This is a genomic window from Lactobacillus sp. CBA3606 (genome assembly GCF_002970935.1).
GTDB lineage: Bacteria > Bacillota > Bacilli > Lactobacillales > Lactobacillaceae > Lactiplantibacillus.
This window is the reverse complement of sequence record NZ_CP027194.1, coordinates 871120-897466: the sequence shown is the minus strand read 5'-3', so window position 1 is coordinate 897466 and position 26347 is coordinate 871120. Positions and strand designations below refer to the sequence as shown.

Below are 26347 nucleotides of genomic sequence, written 5' to 3'. Positions count from 1 at the left end.
AATGAGTACAGGTAAAGTTGTACAAGTTATTGGACCCGTTGTCGACGTTGAATTCTCTCTAAACGACAAGTTACCTGATATTAATAACGCCTTAATCATTCATAAAGATGGCGACGATACCTTAACGGTTGAAGTTTCGCTAGAATTAGGTGATGGGGTCGTTCGTACTGTCGCGATGGATGGTACGGACGGTTTGCGCCGTGGGATGGTTGTTGAAGACACTGGGTCTTCAATCACAGTTCCCGTTGGTAAAGAGACGTTAGGTCGGGTGTTTAACGTTTTAGGGGAGACCATTGATGGTGGTCCAGAATTCGGTTCAGACGCAGAACGCGACCCGATTCACCGGGACGCACCTGCATACGATGAATTAACAACCAGTACTGAAGTATTGGAAACTGGGATTAAAGTTATTGACCTATTAGCCCCATATGTTCGTGGTGGTAAAATTGGGTTGTTCGGTGGTGCCGGAGTTGGTAAAACCGTTTTAATTCAGGAATTAATTCATAATATTGCCCAAGAACATAACGGGATTTCCGTCTTTACCGGTGTCGGTGAACGGACTCGTGAAGGGAATGACCTTTACTTCGAAATGAAGGCTTCTGGCGTATTGAAGAATACTGCCATGGTGTATGGTCAGATGAATGAACCACCTGGTGCCCGGATGCGGGTTGCCTTGACTGGGTTAACGATCGCGGAATATTTCCGGGACGTGGCTGGTCAAGACGTCTTGTTATTCATCGATAACATTTTCCGGTTTACCCAAGCTGGTTCTGAAGTTTCGGCCTTACTTGGTCGGATTCCTTCAGCCGTTGGTTACCAACCAACCTTGGCAACTGAAATGGGTCAATTGCAAGAACGAATTACTTCAACCAAAAAAGGTTCCGTTACGTCGATTCAAGCGGTTTACGTGCCAGCCGATGATTACACCGACCCTGCGCCCGCAACGACTTTCGCCCATTTGGACGCAACGACTAACTTGGAACGTTCTTTGACTGAACAAGGGATTTATCCCGCTGTTGATCCGTTAGCTTCTTCATCAATCGCCTTGGACCCATCAATTGTGGGCCAAGAACATTATGAAGTTGCCACGGAAGTTCAACGGGTCTTACAACGTTATCGTGAATTACAAGATATCATCTCAATCTTAGGGATGGATGAATTATCTGATGAAGAAAAGACGACGGTCTCACGGGCTCGTCGGATTCAATTCTTCTTGTCACAAAACTTCTTCGTGGCTGAAAACTTTACGGGGCAACCTGGGTCATACGTGCCAATCAAAGATACTGTTAAGGGCTTCAAAGAAATCCTTGCCGGTAAATATGATGACCTACCAGAAGATGCTTTCCGTCAAGTTGGTAAGATTGAAGATGCCGTGGAAAAAGCGAAATCAATGGCAACTGATTAGGAGGGGTTATCATGGCTGACAATGCAAACTCATTAACCGTTAGCATCGTAACTCCAGACGGTCAGGTCTATGAAAGTAAAACACCGATGTTAATTGTACGGACGATTGATGGGGAATTAGGGATTTTGCCTAATCACATCCCAATGGTGGCCTCGTTAGCAATTGACGAAGTGCGTATTAAACAACTCGAAACTGATCAGGATGACGACGAAATTGCTGTTAATGGTGGTTTCGTAGAATTCAGTGATAATGTGGCTACAATTGTGGCAGACAGTGCTGAACGTCAAAATGATATCGACGTTGCGCGCGCTGAAAATGCTCGGAAACGAGCAGAAAGTCGGATTCAAGATGCCCAACAAAAGCATGACGATGCTGAGTTGGCGCGGGCCCAAGTCGCTTTGCGACGGGCAGTTAACCGACTACATGTTGCCCATCGTTAATCAGTTTTGAATTTATCAAGGATCTGGGTTTTTAGCCCAGATCCTTTTTTGCGTTAAAAATGCAATGACCGTCATTTAGCAAGCGTTTACCTTGCTAAAGTTGCGGGTTAACCGTTAAACTAAGTGAACAATAGCTAATTAATTAACCAATCATAATTAAATGACAAAGCTGTTAAAAATGTAACATTATTGTAAAATATACTGCTTGTTAGAAAGCTAATTATGGTATGATGATTAGGAAAGAAATTAGGACTTAACCGTTAGGCGTTAATTAAAATGCGACCAATGATTAAGTCAATTGTTAGGTTATTTAGTCATTCGGATGGTATCCGAGCGTGGTAGTGTTGCGATTGCAAACTAGGCGCTCAACTGGAATGACTGACTCATACGGGTAACGTACCCAGTCATGAGTTGGTGCCATCCCATTAGTTTGTGTCGCTAGTTTGCTAATATCGTTTTGTGATGGAGGGTTATCCATGGAGGAAATTGTAGTTCATGGCGGTCAACGGTTGGCGGGTAATGTCCATATCGAAGGCGCCAAGAATGCCGTTTTGCCAATTTTGGCAGCCGGTTTATTGGCTAGTTCAGGTGTCACACATTTAACCAATGTGCCGGTGCTATCCGACGTGTTCACGATGAACAATGTCTTACGGTTTTTAAATACTAAAGTTGAATTTGATGAAATTAATAAAACGGTTGATATCGATGCGAGTCAACCGTTATCAGCAGAAGCGCCTTTCCAATATGTCTCAAAAATGCGGGCCTCAATTGTTGTCATGGGTCCATTATTGGCGCGGCTAGGGCATGCTAAAGTTGCCATGCCTGGTGGCTGTGCCATTGGCTCGCGCCCAATTGATTTACACTTAAAAGGGTTAAGTGCCTTGGGAGCCAAAATTGAGCGGCATGATGGTTATGTCGAAGCCACGGCTGATCAATTGCGAGGTGCGACAATTTATTTAGACTTTCCAAGTGTCGGCGCGACGCAGAATATCATGATGGCAGCGACCTTAGCTGAAGGGACGACCGTCATGGAAAATGTTGCGCGCGAACCTGAAATCGTTGACTTAGCCAACATCTTAAACCAGATGGGGGCGAAAGTTATCGGGGCTGGGACCGAGACTATTCGCATTGAAGGCGTATCAGCAATGCATGGGTGCGAACATAGCATCGTGCAAGATCGCATTGAAGCTGGGACTTTCATGGTTGCAGCGGCGGTCACGCAAGGTGATGTGTTAATCGAAGATGCGATTGCGGAACATAACAAGCCCTTGATTTCTAAAATGCGCGAAATGGGTGTAACGGTCACTGAAGAAGCGGGCGGCATTCGGGTGATTGGCCCCTTGAAGCTCAAGCCAACTTCAGTTAAAACCATGCCACATCCTGGTTTTCCAACGGATATGCAACCACAAATGACGATTTTACAGCTCTGTGCTCAAGGAACTAGCTTGCTAACAGAAACTGTTTTTGAAAATCGGTTCATGCATTTGGAAGAGCTCCGGCGGATGAACGCAGATTTTAAAATTGAAGGACGTTCGGTCATCATGTATGGCCCAACTAATTTTAATGGTGCGCAAGTGACGGCGACTGATTTACGGGCCGCTGCAGCCCTAGTCATTGCGGGCTTGGTTAGTCGCGGGTATACTGAGGTCACGAATTTAAAGTATCTTGATCGGGGTTATTTTAATTTCCACGGTAAATTAGCAAAATTAGGCGCTGAAATTGAACGGATTAATGTACCTGATGAAGCGGTTTATGCTTTGAATCCAGATTTTGCGAGTGAAACAGCCGAACGGGCTTAGGGTTAATTCACCAAGCTTCGTTGAATTGTAATCAAAAAATGGCTTACAAAACCTTCAAAATGCGATAAACTCGTATTTGAAGGTTTTTTTGTGAAAATATCAAGTTAATTATTCAGGAGGACCCACATGTTCATTAATATTATCGATAAACACATCTCTTTAAAACCCACTGAGTTAGCTGATGCGGAACCACTTTTTGATTTAGTCGCGGCTAATCGAACCCACTTAAAGCCTTGGCTGCCTTGGGTGGACCAGATGATGACCGTTGCTGATGAACGTCAATTTATTGAAACAATGTTGACTAAACAAGCCCAAGGGACTGTTTTTATGACCACCATTGTGGTAGATGGTGAAGTTGCTGGTATGCTCGACATTCATAATATTAGCAATGTGAATAAAAATGGTGAAATTGGCTATTGGTTAGGTCAAGCGTTTGTTGGTCAAGGGGTCATGACAAAGTCAGTTGAACGGTTAGAAGAATTGGCTTTTACGGAACTCGACTTACACAAGTTGTCGTTAGGCGCAATGGTGGCTAATCAAGCCAGTCGGCACGTAGCGGAACGGCGGCACTATCATTTAGACGCAACTTTACCTGAAAATATTTATATTAATGGTAAATTCGAAGATGAAGTGTTCTATTCTTTAACGGTCGACCAATGGTCCAAACGGCGCGATAGCTAGGCCGTACAAGCATAATTGAGTATGCTATAATGATAAGTTGTATAACTGGATGTTTGAGAGGAGCAAAAAAATGGCTTTAGATATTGGGATTGACTTAGGGACCGCCAATGTTTTGATTTATGTCTCTGGTAAAGGAATCGTGCTCAATGAACCTTCCGTAGTGGCGATTGATACTAATACGAATCAAGTTTTGGCAGTCGGGTCCGAAGCCTATCAAATGGTTGGTAAGACCCCTAGTAATATTCGGGCAATTCGACCATTGAAGGACGGGGTAATTTCAGACTTTGATGTTACCGAAGAAATGTTGTCTTATTTCATTAAAAAATTAAATGTGCGTGGCATCATGTCACGACCAAGTATTATGATTTGTACGCCGACTAATACGACTGAAATCGAACGCAAGGCGATTTTACAAGCCGCTGAAAAGTCTGGTGGTAGTAAAGTTTACCTTGAAGTTGAACCAAAGGTGGCGGCAATTGGTGCGGGCTTGGATATTTTCCAACCACGTGGCAATATGGTCATCGATATTGGTGGTGGGACAAGTGATATTGCGGTCTTATCATTAGGCGATATCGTCGCTAGCAGTTCATTACGGATGGCTGGCGATCGGATGAACCAAGATATCGTGAACTACGTGAAGGATCAACATCACTTGTTGATTGGTGAACGCAGTGCCGAAAAAGTGAAGATGCAGATTGCCCAAGTCTTCAAGCAAGATGGCGATGATGATCAACATATGCAAGTTCGTGGCCGGGATACGGTTTCTGGGATGCCACGTTCAATTGAGATCGATTCGAACGAAGTTGAAGTTGCCATTCATGAAACGTTAATGCAAATTGTGACGACGGCCCATCACGTGATGGAGACGTTGCCACCTGAGATTGCGGCTGATATTATCGACCGCGGCATTATGTTGACCGGTGGGGGCGCTTTATTGAGCGGCCTAGATCAATTAATTAGTGAGAACTTAAAAGTACCAGTTACCGTAGCTGAAAATCCACTGAATAATGTGGCCCAAGGCGCTGGTGTCTTACTCGAGCACATGCAAAAAAGTGGGAAGAAATAAGCGCAAATGAAACGGGTTTTAATTAGCAGTATTCAGTGGTATCAACGGTCATTTTCGGCGTTTACCCCGGCCCATTGCCGTTATATTCCGACCTGCTCGGCTTATACGATTGAAGCCATCGAGCAGTTCGGTGCTTGGCGAGGGAGCCTGATGGGTGGGGCCCGGATTTTACGGTGTCAGCCATTTATTAAAGGCGGTTTTGATCCGGTACCAGCGACGTTTTCATTGCGACGTAACCCGATTGCAAAGGAGGGAAAATGAGTGTCAAAAAAAGATAAAGCAATTTCAGTGACGTTAAACGAGACGAAAGTCAATGATCAAGTCATTACGGAAGTCTTAATTGGCAAACAAGTGATTGGTCAAGTGACGCAAAATGGCGATCGCTTTGACGCTGAACTAACTAGTGATAGTAAACCATTTGCCCATAACAAATCGTTTGACGAGAGTCTACAAGAGATTCTCTCGGCTTACCATTTGCATAAAGGCTAATTTTTAATTAACCTTCAGCCTGGTCTCGTTCCTTTGAGGCCAGGTTGTTGTATAATTAAGGTTATCTTAGAAAATTAAGGAGCATTATTGTGGCAGAAGAATCTAGACTTCGTGGTCAAGCGGATGATTCACGTGTTGATTACGGTATCATATTTTCAGTAATGATGTTGGGCTTGATTGGGTTGGCGTCGATTTATGTCGCAGCTACCCATGATTCAAGTGTCGTTAGTGTAACTAAACAAGTCGTTAGTCAGATTATGTGGTTTGTCATTGGGACGGCCTTAGCAGTTATTATCATGCAATTTGATTCGGAACAATTATGGCGGGTGGCACCAATTGCGTATTGGTTTGGCATCTTTCTACTAGTTGCTGTGTTAGTTCTTTATAGTCGAGCAATGTTTAATAGTACCGGTGCCAAAAGTTGGTTTGCCGTTGGGAGCTTGACGTTTCAGCCATCGGAAGTCATGAAACCGGCCTTTATCCTGATGCTCGGCCGGGTCGTCACGATGCACAACACAGAGCATCCCGTGCACAGTATGGCTGGCGATTGGCAGTTAATCGGTAAGCTGATTGCGTATACGGTCCCCGTTGCCGTACTATTGAAGCTACAAAATGACTTTGGGACACTGTTAGTGTTCTTTGCCATTTTAGGTGGTGTGATTATCGTTTCGGGGATTTCTTGGCGGTTATTAGCACCAGCGTTCACGCTAGTTGCGGCCTTTGCTGGGACGGTCTTGTATCTAGTCATCTCTACCAGCGGTCGACAAGTGCTAGAAGCGGTTGGCTTTAAGGCGTATCAATTCGCACGGATTGATACGTGGTTAAATCCCGCTACGGATACATCGAATAATGCTTATCAAGTTTGGCAAAGTATGAAGGCAATTGGGTCCGGGCAAATTACCGGGCGCGGATTCAATGTGTCGCACGTCACCGTACCGGTTCGTGAATCTGATATGATTTTTTCCGTCATTGGTGAAAACTTTGGTTTCATTGGTTGTACCGTCGTGGTGTTATTATACTTTTTATTAATTTATCAAATGATCCGGGTTACTTTTGATACGAAAAACGAATTTTATGCGTATATTTCAACCGGGGTTATTATGATGATCTTGTTCCATGTCTTTGAAAACATCGGGATGAGTATTGGACTGTTACCAATGACGGGGATTCCCTTGCCATTTATTAGTCAAGGGGGCTCGGCATTGATTGCCAATATGGCCGGTATTGGGCTAATGATGTCCATGCGGTTCCATTTCAAGTCTTATATGTTTAGTCGTAACAATCGGTTTGAGTAACGTAATCAAGGAAAGCATGGTGGTTTAAATGAGTGAAGATGCAGCCTATTTTTGGACAAAAGATACTGATGGTCATACCCGTATTGGGCTAACTAAAGCGGCCCACGAAGCCTTGGGTGAAGTGAAATACGCTGAATTACCGGCAATCGGTGACAAAGTCAGCCAAAAGATGGCTTTTTTAAGCATTGAAGCGACCAAAGCGGTTTCGGAGTTCAACTGCCCAATTAGTGGTACGGTAGTTGCAGTTAATCCGGCTTTAAAGACTGATTTTTCGGTCTTGAACAGTGTAGTCGATGGCGAAGCTTGGTTAATCGACGTGGACTAATTCCAAGGGCTTGACAATTTTATAAGCCCTCGGTATACTCGATACATTAATAAATCATTAAAAAAATGTCATTTTGAAAAGATGAGTACGTGGCTACGATTACCAAGAGAGTCTCTGGTCGGTGTAAAAGAGATTAATCGTGAAATGGAAGATGGTCTTGAATTAATGTAGTTTGGCGAGCTTCGGTTAACCAGACTTGGGTTGCACCCATTATTGTGCTGAGTTAGAACTAACTCTTGAGGTGACTTGTGTGAGCAAGTGACAAAGATGGGTGGTACCGCGAGACTATGCTTCTCGTCCTATTGGTGATGATGATTGAAATCATTTTTACCAGTGGGATGAGAAGTTTTTTTGTGCATAAGGAGGAAATAAATTGATTGAATTTAAAGACGTGACCAAAACGTTTGCCAGTAAACAAGGCGCTGTTCACGCGGTGCAAGACGTCAATCTAAAAATTGAAGATGGGCATATTTATGGGATTGTGGGCTATTCCGGTGCCGGCAAGAGTACCTTGGTGCGCATGTTAAATGGTCTTGAAACCCCAACCAGTGGTCGGGTCACGATTGATGATGTTGAGATTTCGGCACTGAGCGGAGCTAAATTACGGCAACAACGGCATCAAATTGGGATGATTTTCCAACACTTTAACTTGTTATGGTCGCGGACCGTGTTACAAAATATCATGTTTCCGCTAGAACTAACCGGGTTAAGTAAGGCTGAAGCTAAACAAAAAGCGGCGCACTTGGCAGACTTAGTTGGCCTAGCTGGCCGGGAACAAGCTTACCCGTCAGAACTTTCCGGTGGTCAGAAGCAACGGGTTGGGATTGCCCGTGCGCTAGCGAATGATCCGCAGATTCTATTGTCAGATGAAGCGACCAGTGCGCTAGACCCACAGACGACGGATGAAGTGTTGGACTTGTTATTAGACATTAATAAAAAGCTAAATCTGACCGTGGTACTGATTACGCATGAAATGCACGTTATTCGTAAGATTGCGGACCATGTTGCCGTGATGGAAAACGGGAAGATTGTCGAACATGGCCCCGTCTTAGAGGTCTTTAAACGGCCACAACAGGCGGTTACCAAGCGCTTTGTTAACGAAGAAGTGACGCCTTCATTAACGGATACCACCGCCGTCGTGGCTCAATTATTGGCGAAGTATCCTAAGGGGACGATTGTTCAATTGACCTTCCACGGGGACCAAGCCAAGTTACCGATTGTTTCTGAAATGTTGAAACAATATCCATTAGATTTAAATATTATTGAAGGGGCCATTCATCAGACTCAAGAAGGGGCCATCGGATCGTTATATATTCAACTGACAGGTGAACCGGACCAAATCGACGGGGCGCTCGGTTACCTACAAAAAATGCGCGTTGAAACGGAGGTCTTAAATCGTGAATAGTCAAGGGTTAGCGTCATATTTTAAATTTTCAAATGTGGATTGGGGCAACATGTTGACGTCGACTTGGGAAACCTTGTGGTTAACGATTGGATCCATGATTGTGGTGGCTATTTTAGGCATTGCGTTGGGGTTGCTATTATTCGAAACCACGAACAGTCATAACCCGTTGGTTAAGCTATTAAATGGCATTGTCGCCTTGTTCGTGAACGTCTTCCGGTCGATTCCATTTATCATCTTAATCGTGTTGCTGTTACCGATTACCCAAAAGTTAGTGGGAACTATCATTGGCCCACGGGCAGCGTTACCATCACTGATTATTTCGGCGGCGCCATTTTACGCCCGGATGGTTGAGTTAGCATTTCATGAGTTAGATCATGGGGTGATTGAAGCGGCTGAGTCCATGGGTGCGACACGGTGGCAGATTATTCGGAAAGTGTTACTGCCAGAAAGTATGCCAGCCCTGGTTTCTGGAATTACCGTGACCACGATTTCATTGATTGGCTATACGGCGATGGCGGGGGCCATTGGGGCCGGTGGCTTAGGTAATCTGGCGTATCAAGATGGGTTCCAATCCAATAACAATGCCATCACGTTAGTTGCTACGGTCATCATTGTATTGATTGTTTTTATTTTCCAATTTATCGGGGATTTTGCGGTTAAACAGATTGACAAGCGCACGAATTAAAATTTAGGAGGAAACTTAGTATGCGAAAAAAAGGGATTTTAGGGTTATTAGCAGTGGCTGCAACGGCTATCTTGTTGGTCGGTTGTGGGAAGTCAGCTTCTTCAACGAGCACGACGATTACAGTCGGGGCGTCATCAGTGCCACATGCACAGATTTTGAAGCACATTCAGCCACAATTGAAAAAAGAAGGCATCAACTTAAAAATCAAAGTCTTCCAAGATTACGTCTTGCCAAATAAGGCATTGGCGGCTAAGGAATTAGATGCTAATTATTTTCAGCATGTGCCATTTTTAAATAATTGGAATAAAGAAAATAACGGGACGTTAGTGTCAGCAGGGGCCGTGCATTTGGAACCAATCGGGGTTTATTCGAAGAAAGTCAAAAATCTAAAGGACTTAAAGAACGGTGCGACGGTCTTGGTCAGCAGTAATGTGGCCGATTATGGCCGGGTCTTAACGCTCTTTAAAGATGCCGGCTTGATTACGTTGAAGCCAGGGACTGATATTACGTCAGCAACCTTTGATGACATCAAGACGAATAAGAAGAACTTGAAGTTTAAGCATTCATACGAAGCCAAGCTAATGCCACAATTTTACAAGAATAACGAAGGCGATGCCGTCGTTATTAATGCGAACTATGCGGTTCAAGCAGGGCTCGATCCACGTAAAGATACCATTGCCCTTGAAAAGTCAGATTCACCATACGCTAACATTGTTGCGGTTCGTAAAGGTGATCAGCAGAAGCCAGCTATCAAAAAATTGATGAAGGCGTTACGTTCTAAGAGTACGCAAAGCTGGATTAAGAGCCATTACAAAGGGGCCATCTTACCTGTAACCAAAACCAACTAAAGATTAGACTAAGTTAAAGCCAGTCAATTTTTTAATTGTCTGGCTTTTTTGTGAGCTTGACTAGGGATTAGACGTTGTCTGGCTTGACTTTGGTGGGCTTGCAAGGTAGTCTAAAATCAAGAAAATAAATTGCAGAATGGAGTTAGCAAGATGCGTAAATATGGTGTGATTGGTCTGGGTCAAGTGGGCGCAACGGTGGCTTATACGTTAGTTCAACAAGGGATTGTCGACGAGTTGGTCTTAATTGATCATAATGAAGCTTTAGCGCAAGCCCAAAAACTTGATTTAGATGATGCTTCAGCGCGGTTAGCCTCAACGACGAAGATCATTCTGAACGATTATGCGGCGTTGCTTGATGCTGAAGTGTTAATCGTTGCCTCTGGGAACATCAAAGCTATCGATATGACTAGTCCTAAGGGGCGCTTTGGCGAATATGAGTCTAATCAAGCCATTGTGCGAGATATTGCTCCAAAAATTGTGGCCTCAGGCTTCAAAGGGATTCTCATTGATATCATGAATCCTTGTGACGTCATGACGGATTATTTGCAACGGATGACTGGTTTTGATCGGAACCGGGTCTTTGGGACGGGGACGTTCTTAGATACGGCACGGATGCAAAAGTATGTCGGCCAAGCAGTTGGCACGAATGGTAAGAATGTCACTGGCTATGTCTATGGCGAGCATGGTAATTCCCAGTTTGTTGCTTGGTCAACGGTCAGTGTTAATGGGCAACCGATTAAGAACTTCAACGGGTTGGATTTAAACCAGCTTGAAGAAGATGCGCGTCAAGGTGCTTTTGCCGTGATGAATGGGAAGCATTATACCAACTTCGCCATTGCCACTTGCGCCGTGCGGTTAGCGGAAGCGGTCAGTGCGGATGCACAGTTAGCTTGTCCGGTATCAGCGTTTGATCCTGAATTTGGCACTTACGTCGGGATGCCAGCAGTCATTGGTAAAAATGGGGTGGAATCGCTGATTCATTTGGACTTAACTACGGCTGAACAAGCGGCGCTCACCGCTTCGGCTAAGTTCATCAAATCAAATGTGGATGTTTTACCACAATAGTCACTCTGAACGAAAGCGGAGTTATTTTAGTGCTATTTGAGGCTAAAGTAACTCTTTTAATATGCGGGTTAGAACGTGTAACTAATGTGATTTGCGGGGTAATCATGCTAAAATAAAGGTTAAACTAAGCAATCGAGGTTATTTATGGACACACAAAAATTAGCAACTTTAAAAGCTGATGTTTTGAAATTACGACAGCATTTGCGCGCCGGCGAACTCTACCAATCGTTGCCGCAGCGACTGGGTTATTTGATTAACCAAGTCCCAGTCGAACCAGCCACTACGGTAACGATACCGGATGATGGTGAAGTCTTAACTTTAATTAAGCAACTACATGATGGCTTAGAAGCCGGGACGTTAACTGAAATTACGGATGCACAGCTCCAACAATTAATTGCGCATTTAGGGTCATTAAATCCGGCGGTGCGTGACCGTGGTTGTTATTATTTATTGAATGAATCATTACAACAGCAATTATTAACGGCAACACAATTAGGTGTCATCTTTGACTTAGTTATTCAAGACCAACAGTTATTTACCCATATCGATCAAACTGAAAATGACGCCGTTTATCAGCGGTCCTTTAGTGTATTGATTTTATCGATTTTGGTCTATGCGGACCACGCCGGTTTAGCCTTTATGACGGCCGCACGGTTAGAACAGTTAGTTCAACAATTTATCGTTTATATGGTTTTAGAACGTGATACGCGGGGCTTTATTGGCCGGTCGGGTTGGGCCCATGCTTATACCCATATTGGTAACTTATTAGATGAATTGGGCGATGAACATAAGTTGGCGCGGGCGGATAAGCTGATGATGCTGGCCGTTTTAATCGAACGTTACCAGCGGTTATCGACGCCGCTGATTTTTGGCGAGCCAGAGCGTTTAGCCACTTATTTAGCCGCCATTACCAGTCGTGATGACTTGTATGCGGATTATTTATTGTTGGCATTTAAGCGGTGGCATCAACAATTAGTGATGCAACCCGCACCAGCGACAGAGGCTGCTTGGACACGAGTCTTTAATCGCAACCGATTATTAGAAGCGATGGCGCTGCATGATGATTTTCCAACGTCAGTGGTGGATTATCTCGATGATGAATTAGAGTTTTTAGGTTAGGAAGGAAGCTAGTTCGATGCAAGCAAAAGCAGTAGGCAGTTATGTCGGGTTACCCATTAGTGATCCAGCTAGTTTTAAAGATGTCACGATTGAGGTGCCAGCGCCAACTGGTCGTGATATCTTAGTTGAAATTCAAGCGGTTGCGGTCAATCCGGTTGATACGAAACAACGGCAAGCCCAGCCTGCCACTGAGGTGCCACGTATCTTGGGATTTGATGCGATTGGTAAGGTGATTGCGGTTGGTGAAACGGTGACTACCGTGATGACCGATGATGTGGTCTATTATGCGGGCGACGTGACTCGTCCTGGAAGTAATGCCCAGTATCAATTAGTTGATGAACGGTTAGTCGCTTTAGCACCAAAAAAGTGGTCGCTTACGGATGCCGTGGGATTACCATTAGCAGGGCTGACGGCTTGGGAAGCGCTTTTTGAAAAGCTCGGTTGGCAAGCGCAAGCGCAGGCCAATCAGGGTCATTCGGTGTTAATCATCAATGGGGCCGGTGGCGTTGGGTCAATCGCCATTCAGTTAGCGAAGTGGGCTGGGTTGACGGTGATTACGACGGCTGGGCAAGCTAAAACTAAGGCTTGGGTGAAAAACCTAGGCGCTGATGTCGTGTTGGATTATCATGAAGACTTAGCATCACAGCTGCAAGCTCACGGGATAACAACCGTGGATAGTGCGCTATTATTACATTCAACTGATCGTTATTTGCCACTGGTCGCCCCGTTAATGCGGCCGCTGAGTACGATTGTTGCCGTAGTGACGAATACGCAACCGTTGCCAATGGTGCTGTTAAAAAATAAAGGGCTTAACTTTGCTTGGGAGTTCATGTTCACTAAGGCGCAGTATCAATTGCCAGAATTAGCGACACAAGGCATGATGTTGGCCCGGATTGCGCAGTTGGCCGATGATGGTGTTTTGCAAGCCACAACGCAGCAAGTCATAACCGGGCTGAATGCCGCCAACTTAAAGCAAGCCCATCAACTGGTTGAAACGGGACAGATGCTTGGTAAATTAGTCCTAACAACTGCTTTTGAGGCTTAATTGTGATTAAACATTGCAAAAATGTTTTCAATCTTGATGAGATATTGTAGAATTAGATAAGCCGTAGTATGAAATAAATCTTGATAGGATGAACTTAATAATGGAGACACAAACAAAGATCCATGTTGGCTTGTTATTTGGCGGGAACTCTTCGGAACATGATGTTTCAAAGCGTTCAGCGCACAATATTTACGATGCCATGGACAAAACGAAGTATGATATCGACTTGTTCTTATTAACGAAGGACGGGATTGTTTTAAGTGACGCTGCGACTCGGCGCGTCTTTAATGGCGAGCCCGAAGACCAAGTTGTGGCGACCGAACTGCCAAAACTCGATATGAGTGATCCATTGGCGCCCATCAAGAACTTAGCGGCGGCTAAGGACATTGATATTTTTTACCCCGTCGTACATGGGAATTTAGGTGAAGATGGGACGTTACAAGGGTTGTTTAAGTTATTGAAGAAACCTTATGTCGGCAGTGGAGTGTTAGCTTCAGCTGCTAGTTTCGATAAGGATATTACGAAGCAGATTTTGACGCATCATCATATTCAAAATACAAAATATGTGGTGGTGACGCCGGAAAATCGGGACCAGATGACCTATGCGTATTTGCGTGAAAACGTGAGTGAGCATTTGTTCATTAAACCGGCCAACCAAGGGTCATCAGTCGGCATTCATAAAGCTGAAAATGAACAAGATTACTTGGCTGGTTTAGCGGATGCTTTTAAGTATGATTACAAGATATTAGTGGAAGCTTCTGTGGATAATCCCCGCGAAGTTGAATGCTCAATCTTAGGTAACGAAGATGCGAAAGCTTCTAAGTTAGGCGCGATTGATGTGCCAAAGTCCGATACTTTTTATGATTATAATAATAAGTTCGTGGACGCTAGTGGCGTGACCTTCGAATTACCGGTTGAATTATCCGCTGAGTTAACGAAACGGATTCAGCAAATGTCCTTGGATGCCTTTAAAGCGTTAGGCTTAAAGGGGATGGCTCGGGTGGACTTCTTGGTTTCTGAAGATGGCGAACCATATTTGGGCGAAATCAACACCTTACCTGGGTTTACGAACATTAGCTTGTATCCTAAGTTGTGGGAAGTTTCTGGCATTGGCTATGCTGACTTGATCGACCGGTTGATTCAACTCGGTTTTGATGAATTCAAACGCCAATCAGAAATTCATTATGATTTTGTGAGTTTAGACGCCGAATAACATAGTGAAAATCGAATGATGTTAGTATTGCAGACGAGCTTGGGCGAGATGGCCTAAGCTCGTTTTTACTGGTCTTAAAGTGGGGTAATCGGCCACAATAAGGCTTTTGACAGGAGGAAAGATAAATGGCACTGATGAGTTCATTGTTTGTGTTAGTCATTGCGGTGGCGTTAGCCAATCTTGTCGCCCAATGGTTACCTAGAATTTCGAAAACGTATTTAACCTTATTGGCGGGGATTGTGATTGGCATGATTCCTAGTTTGAATCAGGTGGTATTGAGTTTTGAAAATGACGTTTTTATGTTGCTGATATTGGCACCATTGTTGTTCTTTGAAGGCCAGGTCACGCCAATGGTTAAGGTCGGCAAAGGGATTCCTAGTATCCTAGGTACGGCGTTCATTTTGGCAATTGTGTCAGCAATCGTGGCAACTTTAGGGTTGAGTAAGGGCTTTGCAATTGGCCTCCCTGTGGCGCTGATAATGGTGGCAATCAGTACGCCAACGGATGCGACCGCTTTTGAATCAGTTGTTTCTGGGCGAAAGTTCAGTGAACGCTTGGGTGATCAGTTGAAGATGGAGTCACTCTTTAATGATGCGACTGGGCTAATTCTGCTGGAGGCCGGCGTGTTATGGCTTAAAACAAGTCAACTTGCTTTAGCTGGCAATGTGGGACGGTTGCTCGTGTCAGCGATTGGTGGGGTTATTGTAGGTGGCATACTTGCTTTGGGGGTTATGTTATTTCGGCAAGCTTTTGCCCGCACGGAAGCAAATGTGGTTTCATCACAAACCCTTATTTATTTGTTAACGCCAATCATTATTTACTTAATTGCTGAGAAACTAATGGTTTCGGGGATTATTGCAGTGGTGGTCGCTGGGTTAGTCCATAATGGTGAGGCCAACAGTAGTCGGTTTGCTGTGCCACGTCAAATGTATTTTGGCACAGAATTAATGAATTTTAGTTCGGAGGTTTTAAATGGCGGCGTCTTTGTCATTTTAGGGATTAGTCTGGAACGGATTTTTCGGGCGCAATATCAGCAGATGTTTGTTTCATTACGGTGGTTATGGCTGGGACTAGCAATTTATGGCTTACTAGTGATTTGTCGGTTAGGCTATGCCTATCTGGTTATCGCCAAGCACCAATGGCAGGCCAGCTGGCTATTCGCTTTAGGCGGTGTCCATGGCGCGGTTACACTAGCGATGACTTTTCCGATTGCGAGCATCGTATCAGCCACACAATTTCAACAGATCATTCTGGTTGAAACGGTGGTGATTATCGTGAGCATGTTGGTGCCCACGATTGCCTTCAAATGGCTACTGCCACGAGATGGTGATGTGCTAAATAAACCCATAATTCTTGCGCAGTTACGACGCGAAATGACGGCAGTTGGGATTGCCCGGGTTGAGGCGCTAAAGTTAACCCCTGAGCTGAAAAAAACGGTTATTTATGATTTGCAGGACCAAACTAAGAATAATCCGCTGGGCGCGTTTGTGCGACGCTGGCGAAAAATCACAAGTCGGACTGAAGCGGTCAGCCTTATTCAAAGCCGCGACCAGCGCTGGGCGATGATGCAAGCTTTTGCCAGTGAACGTGCCTTTCTAACGACGCAGGCGCGTCAACATGTAGTGGCAGTTGAGCTCATTCATGATATTTATACGGAAGTATTGATGTCCGAAGCGCTAGTCGTTGATCCGTACAGTCGGATGGTCTAGTGTTAATTAGGGTCCCTCAAAGTTATTTTGGGGGACTTTTTTAATTGCTAAAAATCGAGATGTGGGTCTTTTAATTAGCGGTAAATTCACATAAGATAGTCTGAGAGAGCTTTAGTTGAAAACGACGAGGAGATGGGGACATGCGACTACGGGGCTGGCAAGTAATCAAACGGGGCGTGCAACAGTTACAAGGTCCGCTGACACTTTGGTGGAGCGGTGGCTTGGCGGTTGCGCTGGGTGTCAAAGTTTTAGGTATTCAGTTTGGCGGGGTGATTAGTTTATTGGGCTTATTAGGACTGAGTTGCTGGTTGCCGTGGTTAGCTGAAAAATCAACGGCGCAGACTTGGTCTTGGCGGCAACGTCGATTGGTTTGGGCGTTACAACTTTTATTAGGCTTAATTTGGCTGCCTTTTGGTTGGGGCGGTTATTTAGCCACGCTACAAGCCAGTATTCGGTTGTCGGTCCCCTTACAAAATAGCCTGTTTATGACGCGTTACGATTGGGGGTCGTGGGTTGGGGGCGTCTGGCTAAGCTTGTGGTTAGTCGCTTTTAAATGGTTACCGAGTTGGCGCCAACAGTTACGCCAGCCAACGACCTGGCGGGCCTGGTGGGCAATGGGGTGGCAGACGAGTTGGTGGTCAGTTGTCAAACGCGTGCTACGGGTCTTAGTGCCGTGGGTCGTTTGGGGTAGCTTGGCTAGTGGCTTCCTAGTGGCTTTAACTTTTAGCGTTGAACAGTTCAATGTGACTGCCGGACGGCTGATGGCAATTGTCAGTTTGGCAACTTTACAGAGCGCTGTTTGGTTAGTGTTGGCAGGCAGTTGGGCGCGGTTAGTTGCGCCGGTGTTACCACAGCGTCAGCGGCGACTGGGGCGCTATTTAATGTTGGGGTTGGCGGCCCTTAATTTAGGCTATGCAACTTGGTGGCTTCAAACGCCACCTAAGACGGCACCAGCGGTAATTGCACATCGGGGGGTTAATGGACCGGATGGCGTTCAGAATACGACTGGCGCTTTAAAACGGACGGTTAAGGCGGCTCGGCCGACATTGGTCGAGATGGACATTCAACCGACCGCTGATCGTCATTGGGTCGTGATGCATGACGCTACTTTGACTAATTTAGCGCGGCGACCGGGGCCAGTTGCTGATTATCGGTTAGATCAACTCGCCGGGTTACCATTGTGCGAGCATGGACACCGTGGTGAATTAAGTACCTTCGATCACTATTTGGCGACGTCGAAACAGTTAAAACAACCGTTACTCGTTGAAATCAAGGCAGTTGGCAACGTTGCCCCGCTAGTGACGCCATTTGCTAACCACTATGCGGCAACGCTCAGACAGCGTCACGATGCAGTTCATTCGTTAGATTATCAAGTCGTGATGCGGTTGAAACAGCATACGCCACAATTACGGGTGGGATATATCATGCCATTTTATTTAACTAATTTGGCGCCTAATCAAGCAGATTTCTATTCCTTACAAGCATTGACGGTCACGCGCGAGCAACTGACGGCTGCTAACCGGGAACATAAAGCCGTTTATTTATGGACGGTGGACCGGCGGCTGGCCTTGCGGCGCTTGGCCGTTAGTGGGGCGACGGGCTTAATTACCAATCGGCCCGGCCGGCTACGGCACTTACAAAAGCTGCCACAACATTATTATGGCTATCAGCTCATTAATTGGTTAATAAGTTGGTTATAGTTAATTGTGGGTTGCATGAGAAAGATAACGACGGCATGAGGAGCCGTGATGGGCGCGTAATGGTTATGTGGTGTGAGGTTACTTGACGAAAATAAAGACTGGCCTTATCCGCTTTAAATCGCTTTCGATGGTCTGGTGAGTCACCAAACTTTACGTAGATAAATTTAGTGAACTAATTGGAACTGCTGGTGATTAATGAGTGAATACGGGTATAAAACATGATATAACTTAATATTAAATAAGAATTACTCTTATTTCTTGCGTATTATGTATTATCTGAATATAATAATATGCGTAATTGGTATTGTCCAATTTATCAAAAGCGGGCAGTCCAATTATTGAATTGGTCTATTGGGGATTGATGAGGCAGTTAACGACATTTAGGTTGCGAGTGGGGTCGGACTAAATGGTGATCAAATTAGTGTTAGGTTGAAAGGCAACAGACATAAAGAGGGGTTTAAGATGAGAATATTGGGAGAGAAAGTTCGGCAATTTCGGAAGCGAAAAGGCATGTCGCAAAAGGAATTGGCGGAGGGTATTTGTACCCAGGCTACGATTAGTTTAATTGAGAAGAAAAGTAAGATTCCCAGCATGAAAATTATGATGAAAATTTGTAATCGCTTGGGCATTCGGTTGTCAGAAGTGATCATTGAAAATGATGATCAATTATATCGGACTTTTAAAAAGATTAATTTATTAATTCGGCAGGATAATTTGGAGGCAGCAAATACGACCTTTACAAAGATCCGACCGAAACAGTTGCGCAGTATTACTGATAAAAAACAATATTATTATTATGAAGGTTACTTACAATTGATGTTAGGTGACAATGCGGATGAAGCTATTTTTAACTTTGGGATGTTATTAAATCAATTCGTCAAATCGAGTCATGATATGTTTGCGATTCTAGCGACTTTAGGCACCGGCTTGGCTTACGAACGCAAGCAATCCTACGATAAAGCCGAAATCTTTGTGAAGCAAGCGGTGGCGACTTTGGATAACATGGACGCCGAAGCGTTGCCGATTGGTGATGATGATTATTTACAAAATGAAATCTTAATCTATGCGTCCGCTGCGCAGTTATATGCTAAAATCAATTTTCCAGAAGCGGCCTTAGAGCTCATTGATTTGGCGTTGAAGAAAGCGCAGGACAGTCAATCATTGTACTTGCTAGATCGTTTGTATGCACAAAAGGCAGCCAATGAAGTCGTCTTAAACGATATTCAAGCGGCCCATGACCATTATTACGTGGCCTATGCCTTAAGCTTAGTGACGCATAATGCGACTTTGACCCAAAAAATTACCGAAGAAATGGCCAATTATCATATTGCACCATTGCAAGTGGCTAAAGAAGCCTAAGTAAATCAAGTAAAACGCTAAGTTTTCCCATTTTAGGAAAGCTTAGCGTTTTTTTGATGCGTGCATTTAAAGTCAGGTTTCAGCTGTTGATCGCGCGGTGAACGTTAATCACGACCCCCGTAAAGATCGTTTTAAATTCACTGCCAGTGACCACGAGTGGTTCTTCACTTTCATGTGGATTGATAATGAAATAGTGATCATCTGTAATCCAAAGGATGCGGCGAATAACAGTGTTATATTGATGCTTTAAGTTGACAGCCACTAGCCGGCTACGATGAATTTCAGAAAACAAACTAAGTTTTGGATTGGTACTGATGATTGCTAAATCACCAGGCAAAATTCCTTCACTATGCATATTATCTTCGGTAATTCGTAACCAATAATAATGTGTTTGTTGACTGGCCCCTAATGGCGGCAGCTGTGTGTAGACGCGCTGATTGGTGGGCAAGATAATTTGATCATTAGCGCCAATTAGTGAAATTTTGTGTGCTTTTTGAGTCGGTGACAAGTTAAGCTCTGGATTTGAATTCTCAGGTAGGAGTCCCGCTAGCTCAAAGATTGTATTAGTAGAAATACGTAGTCCCGTTGCAATTTTTCTTAAAGTTTCTGGTTTTGGAATTTTACGTTTGTTATTTTCAACTTGTGAATAATAGGAAGAAGAAATACCGCCATAAAGAGCAACTCTGCGTACGGAATAGCCTTTTTGCATTCTAAGTTCTTTTAAACGATCACCAAAGGTTTTGTCGACCAAAAAATCACCCCTTGTATCACATTAGTATAGCAATGGAAGCGGGGATTCTATACTGATAGGCGAATGATATTGCTAAAAGTGCTTGCTAAAGTAAAACGATATAATTATAATTTTGTATAGGAATATGTGAATACGTTTATTAATTTGTTAGTTAAAATGGGGAATGACTGCAATCAATGCGTTTGTTAAAGGCGTAAGCGTCAATGATAGCAGCAGCTGTGACACTTATAAGACTGACTAATTAGGTAGCAGTGTTTACAAAAGTAATACACTTTGGAGGAATTATAATGAGTTTTTGTCCTAGATGTGGTTCGAAGATTGATCGTGAGACCCGGTTTTGTCCGAACTGTGGGTTAGATTTAAGTCAGCTTAGCACTGATGAAAGTACTACAGTAACGCCACCAGTGACGCCCACCATGAATCCAGCGCAACCGCAAGTGCCGCGTGATCAAGCAATGCCCAATACTGATTATCAATCGAATTTGGGATTGGTGGGGGCCTTTAAGGAATATTTTAGTAAATATGCGCAGTTCCGTGGTCGAATGAGTCGCGCAAATTACTGGTGGTCAATCCTAGCCTATGAATTATGCTATTTGGTTTTGATGGCAATTTATCTGTTGTTTGATGCGCAATTAGGTCGGTTATTACTGACTATTTTCTCGGCGGTCTTTTGTTTGCCATCATTGACGGCTGTTAGTCGCCGTTTACATGATGTTAATCGCTCATTTGCCAATTATTGGTGGCTACTACTACCAGTTGTGGGCTGGATTTATTTGCTTGTTTTATTATGTCGCCGTGGGGATACCCAAGCCAATCGGTTTGAATAGAGGATTTTAGTATGAATAATGTTAGTTTTTGTCCCAAATGTGGTCAAGCATTGGCTGCTGGGACCAAGTTCTGCACTAATTGTGGCTTTAATGTTAGTGACATGCACGTGACTGCGGCCCCAAATCAGCAGCAATCACAAGCCGCCCGTCCAACTCAAAATTTGTTTGATTCGGCGACGGAAAAGTTAAACAGTTGGACTGGTGAACAGAAGAAGGTGCCGATTCATTTAGGCACCATGTTCAGTGAAGTTTTTAAGTCACATTCTGAAACGGAAGCCGAAGCGCTTTTCATTGTCGGGACTAGTCAAACGACACCAACTTTAGCGCAGGTGAGTGATTCGCCGGTGAAACCGTGGCTATTTTCGCGCGTGTTGGCGTTGTTCATTTTGACGATTAGCTTACTGGTCGGCAGTCTCTATGTTTTAAATGGGCAAAAGATGTATGTTGGCTTGATTTCGATTAGTTCATTAGCGGTGCCGTTTTCACTATTAATTATGTTTTTTGAAATTAATACGTTTAAAAATATTAGTATTTTTAAAGTCACCAAAATTTTTATGGTGGGTGGCGTGGCTTCACTATTAGCCACGTTGGGATTATATCAATTTGTTGAAATTGGTCAAATGTCAATTGTGACGGCGGCGGTTGTCGCCGTGATTGAAGAAACTGGTAAGTTAATCATGATTGCTTATTATATTAATCGGATCAATACCAAGTTTATTTTAAATGGCATGTTGATTGGGGCGGCCATTGGTGCTGGGTTTGCGACGTTTGAAACGGCTGGTTACGCTGGTGAACTAGGGGTATCTGTATTGCTACTGCGGGGCGTTACGGCCCTGGGGACGCATACCTTATGGTGTGCCATTGTCGGTGCGGCCTTAGCACTAGCCAAAGGATCAGCGCCACTTTCAACCAGTGTTTTTCAGAATGGCCGTTTTATTCGATTTTTCTTATTATCGATTGCTTTGCACGCCACTTGGGATGCACCGCTATCTTTTAATATGGAAAAATACACCATTTTGATTATTATTGCGTGGGTCATTATATTAGTACTAATTGATGCTGGTTTACGGGAAATTAAGACGTTGCAACAGGGGCAGGCAGATTGAAAATTTGGAGGAAATGAGTGCAATGTTTTGTAAATATTGTGGCACAAAAAATCAAGCGGCAGCCCGCTTTTGTCGTAATTGCGGTCGACCACTTAGCCAAGTCGTGCCACCTAAATCACAACCGGCGGCAACTGGATCAAGTCGTGTGGATGTCACCACTAGTCAAGCGCAACACAGTGACTCAGAGGCAGCCAGTGCAGGTCCAACGTCAGCGACCAGCCAGGCTAGGCCAACGGGCACCGTACCGCAACCAGCAACGCCCAAAAGGCCACCCCATCAACACCATTATTGGTGGTTGATCATCGTGATCATTGTTGTGGTCGCAATCGGTGGTGGCGCAGCCTATGTGGTCATCACGCAGCGCAAGCAATCGCAGGTAACAACGGTGGCTAAAAAAAAGACGCCAGCGGCTACTAAAAAGGAGACGTCGCAAGCAAGCCAGTCGACTAAAAAGCAGTCGTCATCGGTGGCCACTAAATCGTCATTTCCCAAAGCAACTATTAGACAGGCGATTAATACGAGCTTATCGGGGCTAAAGGGAACGACGTCAGTAGCTGTAGCCGCAACGGCTAGCTCGGCCAAAGTGGTCCAAAACGATCAGTCACAACGGGCCGCAAGCTTAATTAAACTGTTCATTTTGATTACAGCTTATGAGCAAGCTGATTCTGACCAGCTAAACTTGGATGAGACCTATACGTTGACGGCTAACGACAAAGTTGGCGGGACGGGGACACTCCAAGGGCTGCCAACTGGTAGTAAGTTAAGTTATCGGGAAATCTTAAAACGGATGATGGATGAAAGTGACAATACAGCAGCCAACATCATGATTGATAAAGTTGGTGGTATCAGTACGGTTAATGCTGAAATTGAACGATTAGATTTAAGCAAGACTCAGCTAGAACGCAAAATGATGGATACGGATGCATTAGCTGATGGTAAGGATAACTATACATCGGTGACTGATGTTGCGACGGTTTTAACTAAGATGTATGCGGGTAAGCTGATTTCACCGACTGCCGATCAGGCCATGCTAACAATCATGCGCCAAAATGCGAACCATGCTAAATTACCACATGATTTACCAAGTGCGGCAATTATTTATAATAAAACCGGTGAGTATGGGGATTATGGGGTTCAAAACGATGCGGCCATTATTAAGAATAAACACGGGGCGTTTGTCGTCGTGGTCTTATCACAGGGCGGTGATGAAGCCGCACAAGTCACAGCAATGAACAGTCTGGGAACCAAGCTGTATCAGGCTATTTTGGAGGATAACTAAATGAAATTTTGTATTAAGTGTGGTCAAAAAATTGAAGCTGATTCTGAATTTTGCCCGTTTTGCGGGACGAAGCAACCGCCACTGCCTGAAAAACCAAGTTCTCAGGCTGATATGCCGGCAAGTGCGACCGGTGAAACTGAACCGGTAACGTCGGCAACGCAGCCGCAGCAATCAGTGCCAGTTGCTGATGTCCCACCGGTCAATCAATCAACCAGTCAGTCTGCACCCACAGCGCCAGCTAGTCACAGTAGTTTATCAATTATTATTGGCGTGATTGTCTTGGTTATCGTAGTTGGTTTGGGGAAGTATGGCTATGATACTTATCAGCGGAACCATTTGTCGGAACAGGCGATTGCTGATATTAGTCAAACGGTAGTTACCGAGCACCTCGGGTCAAGCAATGAAGTTTATTACTCAAAACGCACGAACACAATTCGAGTGATTCCAGATTATGATTCCAAGCTTTATCAGGCCGTTGAGGATGTGATTACTTACAATGACGGTAATGGCATTATTTCAACTTATCTGGAAAAATTCAAAAAAATCTCTGAGGAAATGGCTGACAAAATGCCGACGAAGGATCATGATGTCAAAGTTCAGTTAGTCAATCCTGAGAATGAGGATCGGTATTTGTATATTGTTGAAAATGGGACGGTTGTTTATGATTTTAATGATTAGTGCCGGGAGACGATCAATTGTGGAGGATAAACTGTGATGAGACGTAAATTTGAATTAGTGGTGATGGTCATTGGGAGTGTCTTGTTGTTGGTCGGGTGTAGTTTTAAGCGTAGTGGTGCGCTGATGACGAAAAAAACTGCCACAAAAACGGCAGCGAAGACTGAAACGGTGTATTATCAAAATTTGACAAAGGCCGATAAAGCCAAGGTCAACTTTAAATTTAAACTTGATCAAGATGAGACCAAGGATAATTATGCCGATCCAGTTTATGTGGTTTCGATGAAAGTCACTAATAGGTCGAAAAAGACAATTAAATTTAACCGGACTAAGTTTGTCTTTATCTTAAATGATGACAAAAAATTATCGAAAAAGCGTGGCGTCCTAAAAGTTAAAGCTGGTCAAACTGAAAGTGTTGATCAGCTCTTCACGACAATTCCTGAGCAAAGTACTTTGGGCGATGGGATTATTGAATACTTGAATAAGACGAATAAATTAGCTTATGCTGATTTTAAGAATGGGGTTGCCAAGTCGAGTAATCTAAAAAACAAAAAATTGATTGCGGCTAATAAATCGGTGAGTGGTTACAGTGATGAAGAAACAGCGACTGACTCGTCGACTGATTCCGATGACGACTCATCGACGACCACCGATGAAGCGTCCAGTTCCGAAACCAGTACCGGTACGCGCGGGACTGCAGATAGTAGCAGTAGTAGTGCGTCCAGTTCAACTGGCTTAACTGAAGACCAAGCGAAGGCGGCGTTAACTGCGGCATTTCCTGATGGTGGCGATTTTGGTGGCTATTCAATGGATGAGTTGAAAATCGACCAAGGTTCAACGGGTGGCTGGACTTTTGTCACGCCAGAAGGACTTTGTTGGATTGTTAGGGCGGATGGCACTGTCAAAGCACCAGGTGATCCACAATAGTCTCAAAAGGCACTTAAACATTGCGTTTAAGTGCCTTTTAGCATAAAAAAATTGACTGATAAACGGATGACAGCTTGTCACCAGGTTACCAGTCAATTAGGTTTGGAACAGGTCACTTTAAGTCAGTGAGATTACTTTTTCTTTGGTTTTGGTGCAGGTTTGTTCTCTAAATCAGTCCGAACGACTAAGACATCGCAAACTGCCATCCGAGTGACATATTCGGTAACTGAACCAATTAATAATCGTTCAACGGCATTCAAACCAGTTGCACCGATCATAATGAGGTCAACGCCTAAATCTTTAGGCACATCGCGCGCAATAATCGTCTTGGGTGCGCCATATTCAATGGAATAGTCGACATTGTTAAGGCCATCCGCTTTGGCTTCGGCAACATACTTGTCTAAAGTCTTTTGTGCGGTGTCGGTAACTTGTTCAACCATGGTTGTGTCAAAACTAGAAATGTTTTGGAAAGCCCGAGTATCCACGACATGCACCATATGAACTGAAGCACTTGGTCCATTTCGTTTCGCAACAGCGACGGCCTTTTTGAATGCTAATTCCGCTTCATAAGAACCATCAACGGGAACTAAGATGTGTTGGTATTGTTGTAACATCATTCTCACCCCTCAATACTTGATACTTATATTGTAAAGGTTTTCGTAAAAAATAAAAAGCGTTTTCTCTTAGATTTGCATAAAAGTCATGAGAAGGAGGGCAATTGCCATCATAATCAAGCAACCGCTGGCTAAGACTAAGGCGATTAAGACGATGCTTTGATAAAAAATCGTCAGCACACTGCCGAGAGCGACCAATAACATCAGGCTGCCCCCGTAACGTGCAATGTGGCGAACGGCTGGAGATTTAGTAGGATCAAAGGTTAGAAACGGTTGGGCTTGATGCCGAACTAAGTAGCTTCCTAGTAAGGCCGCAATTAGCGTATAGACACTGAGTAATAAGGTAATCAAAACGAAACCTCCGAAAGTTAAATTTAGTAAGCTGGTGTAAACAAAAAGGGTCAGGAACAAGTCCTGACCCACGGAAGCAAGCTTCCGGAAAAACTAGTGGTGCCGTTAATCGCTCTTCAGTATTGACCCGCTTCAAGGCAGGTGGGACCGGCTGTCTAGCCCTCTAACT

27 protein-coding genes are annotated in these 26347 nt (G+C 44.2%); 24 read left to right on the top strand and 3 right to left on the bottom strand.

Going from position 1 to position 26347, the window contains the following annotated elements:
* Position 1: 1 nt before the first annotated feature.
* From atpD to C5Z26_RS04430, 19 genes are all read left to right on the top strand, one after another.
* Positions 2-1405 (top strand): F0F1 ATP synthase subunit beta, encoded by a 1404-nt coding sequence (gene atpD / locus C5Z26_RS04520; RefSeq protein WP_105448801.1) that lies wholly within the window; start codon positions 2-4, stop codon positions 1403-1405.
* Between the two features lie 11 nt (positions 1406-1416).
* Positions 1417-1845, top strand: coding sequence for a F0F1 ATP synthase subunit epsilon (locus tag C5Z26_RS04515; RefSeq protein WP_105448800.1), 429 nt, complete (start codon positions 1417-1419; stop codon positions 1843-1845).
* Between the two features lie 476 nt (positions 1846-2321).
* Positions 2322-3644 carry a UDP-N-acetylglucosamine 1-carboxyvinyltransferase gene (gene murA, locus C5Z26_RS04510; RefSeq protein WP_105448799.1) on the top strand — a complete coding sequence of 441 codons (1323 nt, stop codon included), beginning with the start codon at positions 2322-2324 and terminating at the stop codon, positions 3642-3644.
* A gap of 126 nt (positions 3645-3770) precedes the next feature.
* Positions 3771-4325: a GNAT family N-acetyltransferase gene (locus C5Z26_RS04505; protein ID WP_105448798.1), complete on the top strand. Its 555-nt coding sequence runs from the start codon at positions 3771-3773 to the stop codon at positions 4323-4325.
* Between the two features lie 70 nt (positions 4326-4395).
* A complete protein-coding gene (locus tag C5Z26_RS04500) occupies positions 4396-5391 on the top strand; it encodes a rod shape-determining protein (RefSeq protein ID WP_105448797.1) in 996 nt (331 codons plus the stop codon).
* Between the two features lie 6 nt (positions 5392-5397).
* Positions 5398-5652 (top strand): membrane protein insertion efficiency factor YidD, encoded by a 255-nt coding sequence (yidD, locus tag C5Z26_RS04495; RefSeq protein ID WP_105448796.1) that lies wholly within the window; start codon positions 5398-5400, stop codon positions 5650-5652.
* The gene (locus tag C5Z26_RS04490) at positions 5653-5880 is read left to right on the top strand and encodes a DUF2969 domain-containing protein (protein ID WP_105448795.1); all 228 of its coding nucleotides are present in this window, start codon (positions 5653-5655) and stop codon (positions 5878-5880) included.
* Between the two features lie 89 nt (positions 5881-5969).
* Positions 5970-7175: an FtsW/RodA/SpoVE family cell cycle protein gene (locus C5Z26_RS04485; protein ID WP_105448794.1), complete on the top strand. Its 1206-nt coding sequence runs from the start codon at positions 5970-5972 to the stop codon at positions 7173-7175.
* Between the two features lie 28 nt (positions 7176-7203).
* A complete protein-coding gene (locus C5Z26_RS04480) occupies positions 7204-7500 on the top strand; it encodes a glycine cleavage system H family protein (protein WP_105448793.1) in 297 nt (98 codons plus the stop codon).
* A 373-nt stretch (positions 7501-7873) separates the two neighbouring features.
* Positions 7874-8905 carry a methionine ABC transporter ATP-binding protein gene (locus C5Z26_RS04475; RefSeq protein ID WP_105448792.1) on the top strand — a complete coding sequence of 344 codons (1032 nt, stop codon included), beginning with the start codon at positions 7874-7876 and terminating at the stop codon, positions 8903-8905.
* Complete coding sequence (locus tag C5Z26_RS04470) at positions 8898-9590, top strand: methionine ABC transporter permease (protein WP_105448791.1); 693 nt, start codon at positions 8898-8900, stop codon at positions 9588-9590. The genes C5Z26_RS04475 and C5Z26_RS04470 overlap by 8 nt, the downstream gene beginning before the upstream one ends.
* Positions 9591-9610: 20 nt before the next feature.
* Complete coding sequence (locus tag C5Z26_RS04465; protein ID WP_105448790.1) at positions 9611-10438, top strand: MetQ/NlpA family ABC transporter substrate-binding protein; 828 nt, start codon at positions 9611-9613, stop codon at positions 10436-10438.
* A gap of 150 nt (positions 10439-10588) precedes the next feature.
* Positions 10589-11503, top strand: coding sequence for an L-lactate dehydrogenase (locus C5Z26_RS04460; RefSeq protein WP_105448789.1), 915 nt, complete (start codon positions 10589-10591; stop codon positions 11501-11503).
* Between the two features lie 144 nt (positions 11504-11647).
* Positions 11648-12622, top strand: coding sequence for a DUF2785 domain-containing protein (locus tag C5Z26_RS04455; RefSeq protein WP_105448788.1), 975 nt, complete (start codon positions 11648-11650; stop codon positions 12620-12622).
* A gap of 16 nt (positions 12623-12638) precedes the next feature.
* A complete protein-coding gene (locus C5Z26_RS04450) occupies positions 12639-13667 on the top strand; it encodes a zinc-binding alcohol dehydrogenase family protein (RefSeq protein ID WP_105448787.1) in 1029 nt (342 codons plus the stop codon).
* Between the two features lie 100 nt (positions 13668-13767).
* The gene (locus C5Z26_RS04445) at positions 13768-14880 is read left to right on the top strand and encodes a D-alanine--D-alanine ligase family protein (RefSeq protein ID WP_105448786.1); all 1113 of its coding nucleotides are present in this window, start codon (positions 13768-13770) and stop codon (positions 14878-14880) included.
* 125 nt (positions 14881-15005) lie between these two features.
* On the top strand, positions 15006-16589 hold the full coding sequence (locus C5Z26_RS04440; RefSeq protein ID WP_105448785.1) for a cation:proton antiporter: 1584 nt from the start codon (positions 15006-15008) through the stop codon (positions 16587-16589).
* 140 nt (positions 16590-16729) lie between these two features.
* Positions 16730-18289, top strand: a complete 1560-nt coding sequence (locus C5Z26_RS04435; protein ID WP_105448784.1) for a glycerophosphodiester phosphodiesterase family protein — start codon at positions 16730-16732, stop codon at positions 18287-18289.
* A 462-nt stretch (positions 18290-18751) separates the two neighbouring features.
* Positions 18752-19648, top strand: a complete 897-nt coding sequence (locus C5Z26_RS04430) for a helix-turn-helix transcriptional regulator (RefSeq protein ID WP_105448783.1) — start codon at positions 18752-18754, stop codon at positions 19646-19648.
* Positions 19649-19727: 79 nt separating this feature from the next.
* On the opposite strand, the gene C5Z26_RS04425 is transcribed toward C5Z26_RS04430, so the two are convergent.
* The gene (locus tag C5Z26_RS04425; protein WP_234005729.1) at positions 19728-20399 is read right to left on the bottom strand and encodes a helix-turn-helix domain-containing protein; all 672 of its coding nucleotides are present in this window, start codon (positions 20397-20399) and stop codon (positions 19728-19730) included.
* A 287-nt stretch (positions 20400-20686) separates the two neighbouring features.
* Here C5Z26_RS04425 and C5Z26_RS12605 point away from each other — a divergent pair, with 287 nt between their 5' ends.
* The 5 genes from C5Z26_RS12605 to C5Z26_RS04400 are packed head-to-tail and all read left to right on the top strand — an operon-like array spanning position 20687 to position 25213.
* Entirely contained in the window at positions 20687-21226 is a 540-nt protein-coding gene (locus C5Z26_RS12605; protein WP_105448782.1) for a DUF805 domain-containing protein, read from the top strand.
* A gap of 11 nt (positions 21227-21237) precedes the next feature.
* Positions 21238-22332: a PrsW family intramembrane metalloprotease gene (locus C5Z26_RS04415; protein ID WP_234005728.1), complete on the top strand. Its 1095-nt coding sequence runs from the start codon at positions 21238-21240 to the stop codon at positions 22330-22332.
* A 22-nt stretch (positions 22333-22354) separates the two neighbouring features.
* Positions 22355-23611 carry a serine hydrolase gene (locus C5Z26_RS04410; RefSeq protein ID WP_158682800.1) on the top strand — a complete coding sequence of 419 codons (1257 nt, stop codon included), beginning with the start codon at positions 22355-22357 and terminating at the stop codon, positions 23609-23611.
* Entirely contained in the window at positions 23612-24289 is a 678-nt protein-coding gene (locus C5Z26_RS04405) for a zinc ribbon domain-containing protein (protein WP_105448780.1), read from the top strand. It abuts the gene before it with no gap.
* 36 nt (positions 24290-24325) lie between these two features.
* Positions 24326-25213: a hypothetical protein gene (locus C5Z26_RS04400; protein ID WP_105448779.1), complete on the top strand. Its 888-nt coding sequence runs from the start codon at positions 24326-24328 to the stop codon at positions 25211-25213.
* A 131-nt stretch (positions 25214-25344) separates the two neighbouring features.
* Here C5Z26_RS04400 and C5Z26_RS04395 read toward each other — a convergent pair whose 3' ends face one another.
* Positions 25345-25827: a universal stress protein gene (locus tag C5Z26_RS04395; RefSeq protein WP_105448778.1), complete on the bottom strand. Its 483-nt coding sequence runs from the start codon at positions 25825-25827 to the stop codon at positions 25345-25347.
* A gap of 69 nt (positions 25828-25896) precedes the next feature.
* Positions 25897-26178, bottom strand: coding sequence for a hypothetical protein (locus C5Z26_RS04390; protein ID WP_105448777.1), 282 nt, complete (start codon positions 26176-26178; stop codon positions 25897-25899).
* Between the last annotated feature and the right edge of the window lie 169 nt (positions 26179-26347).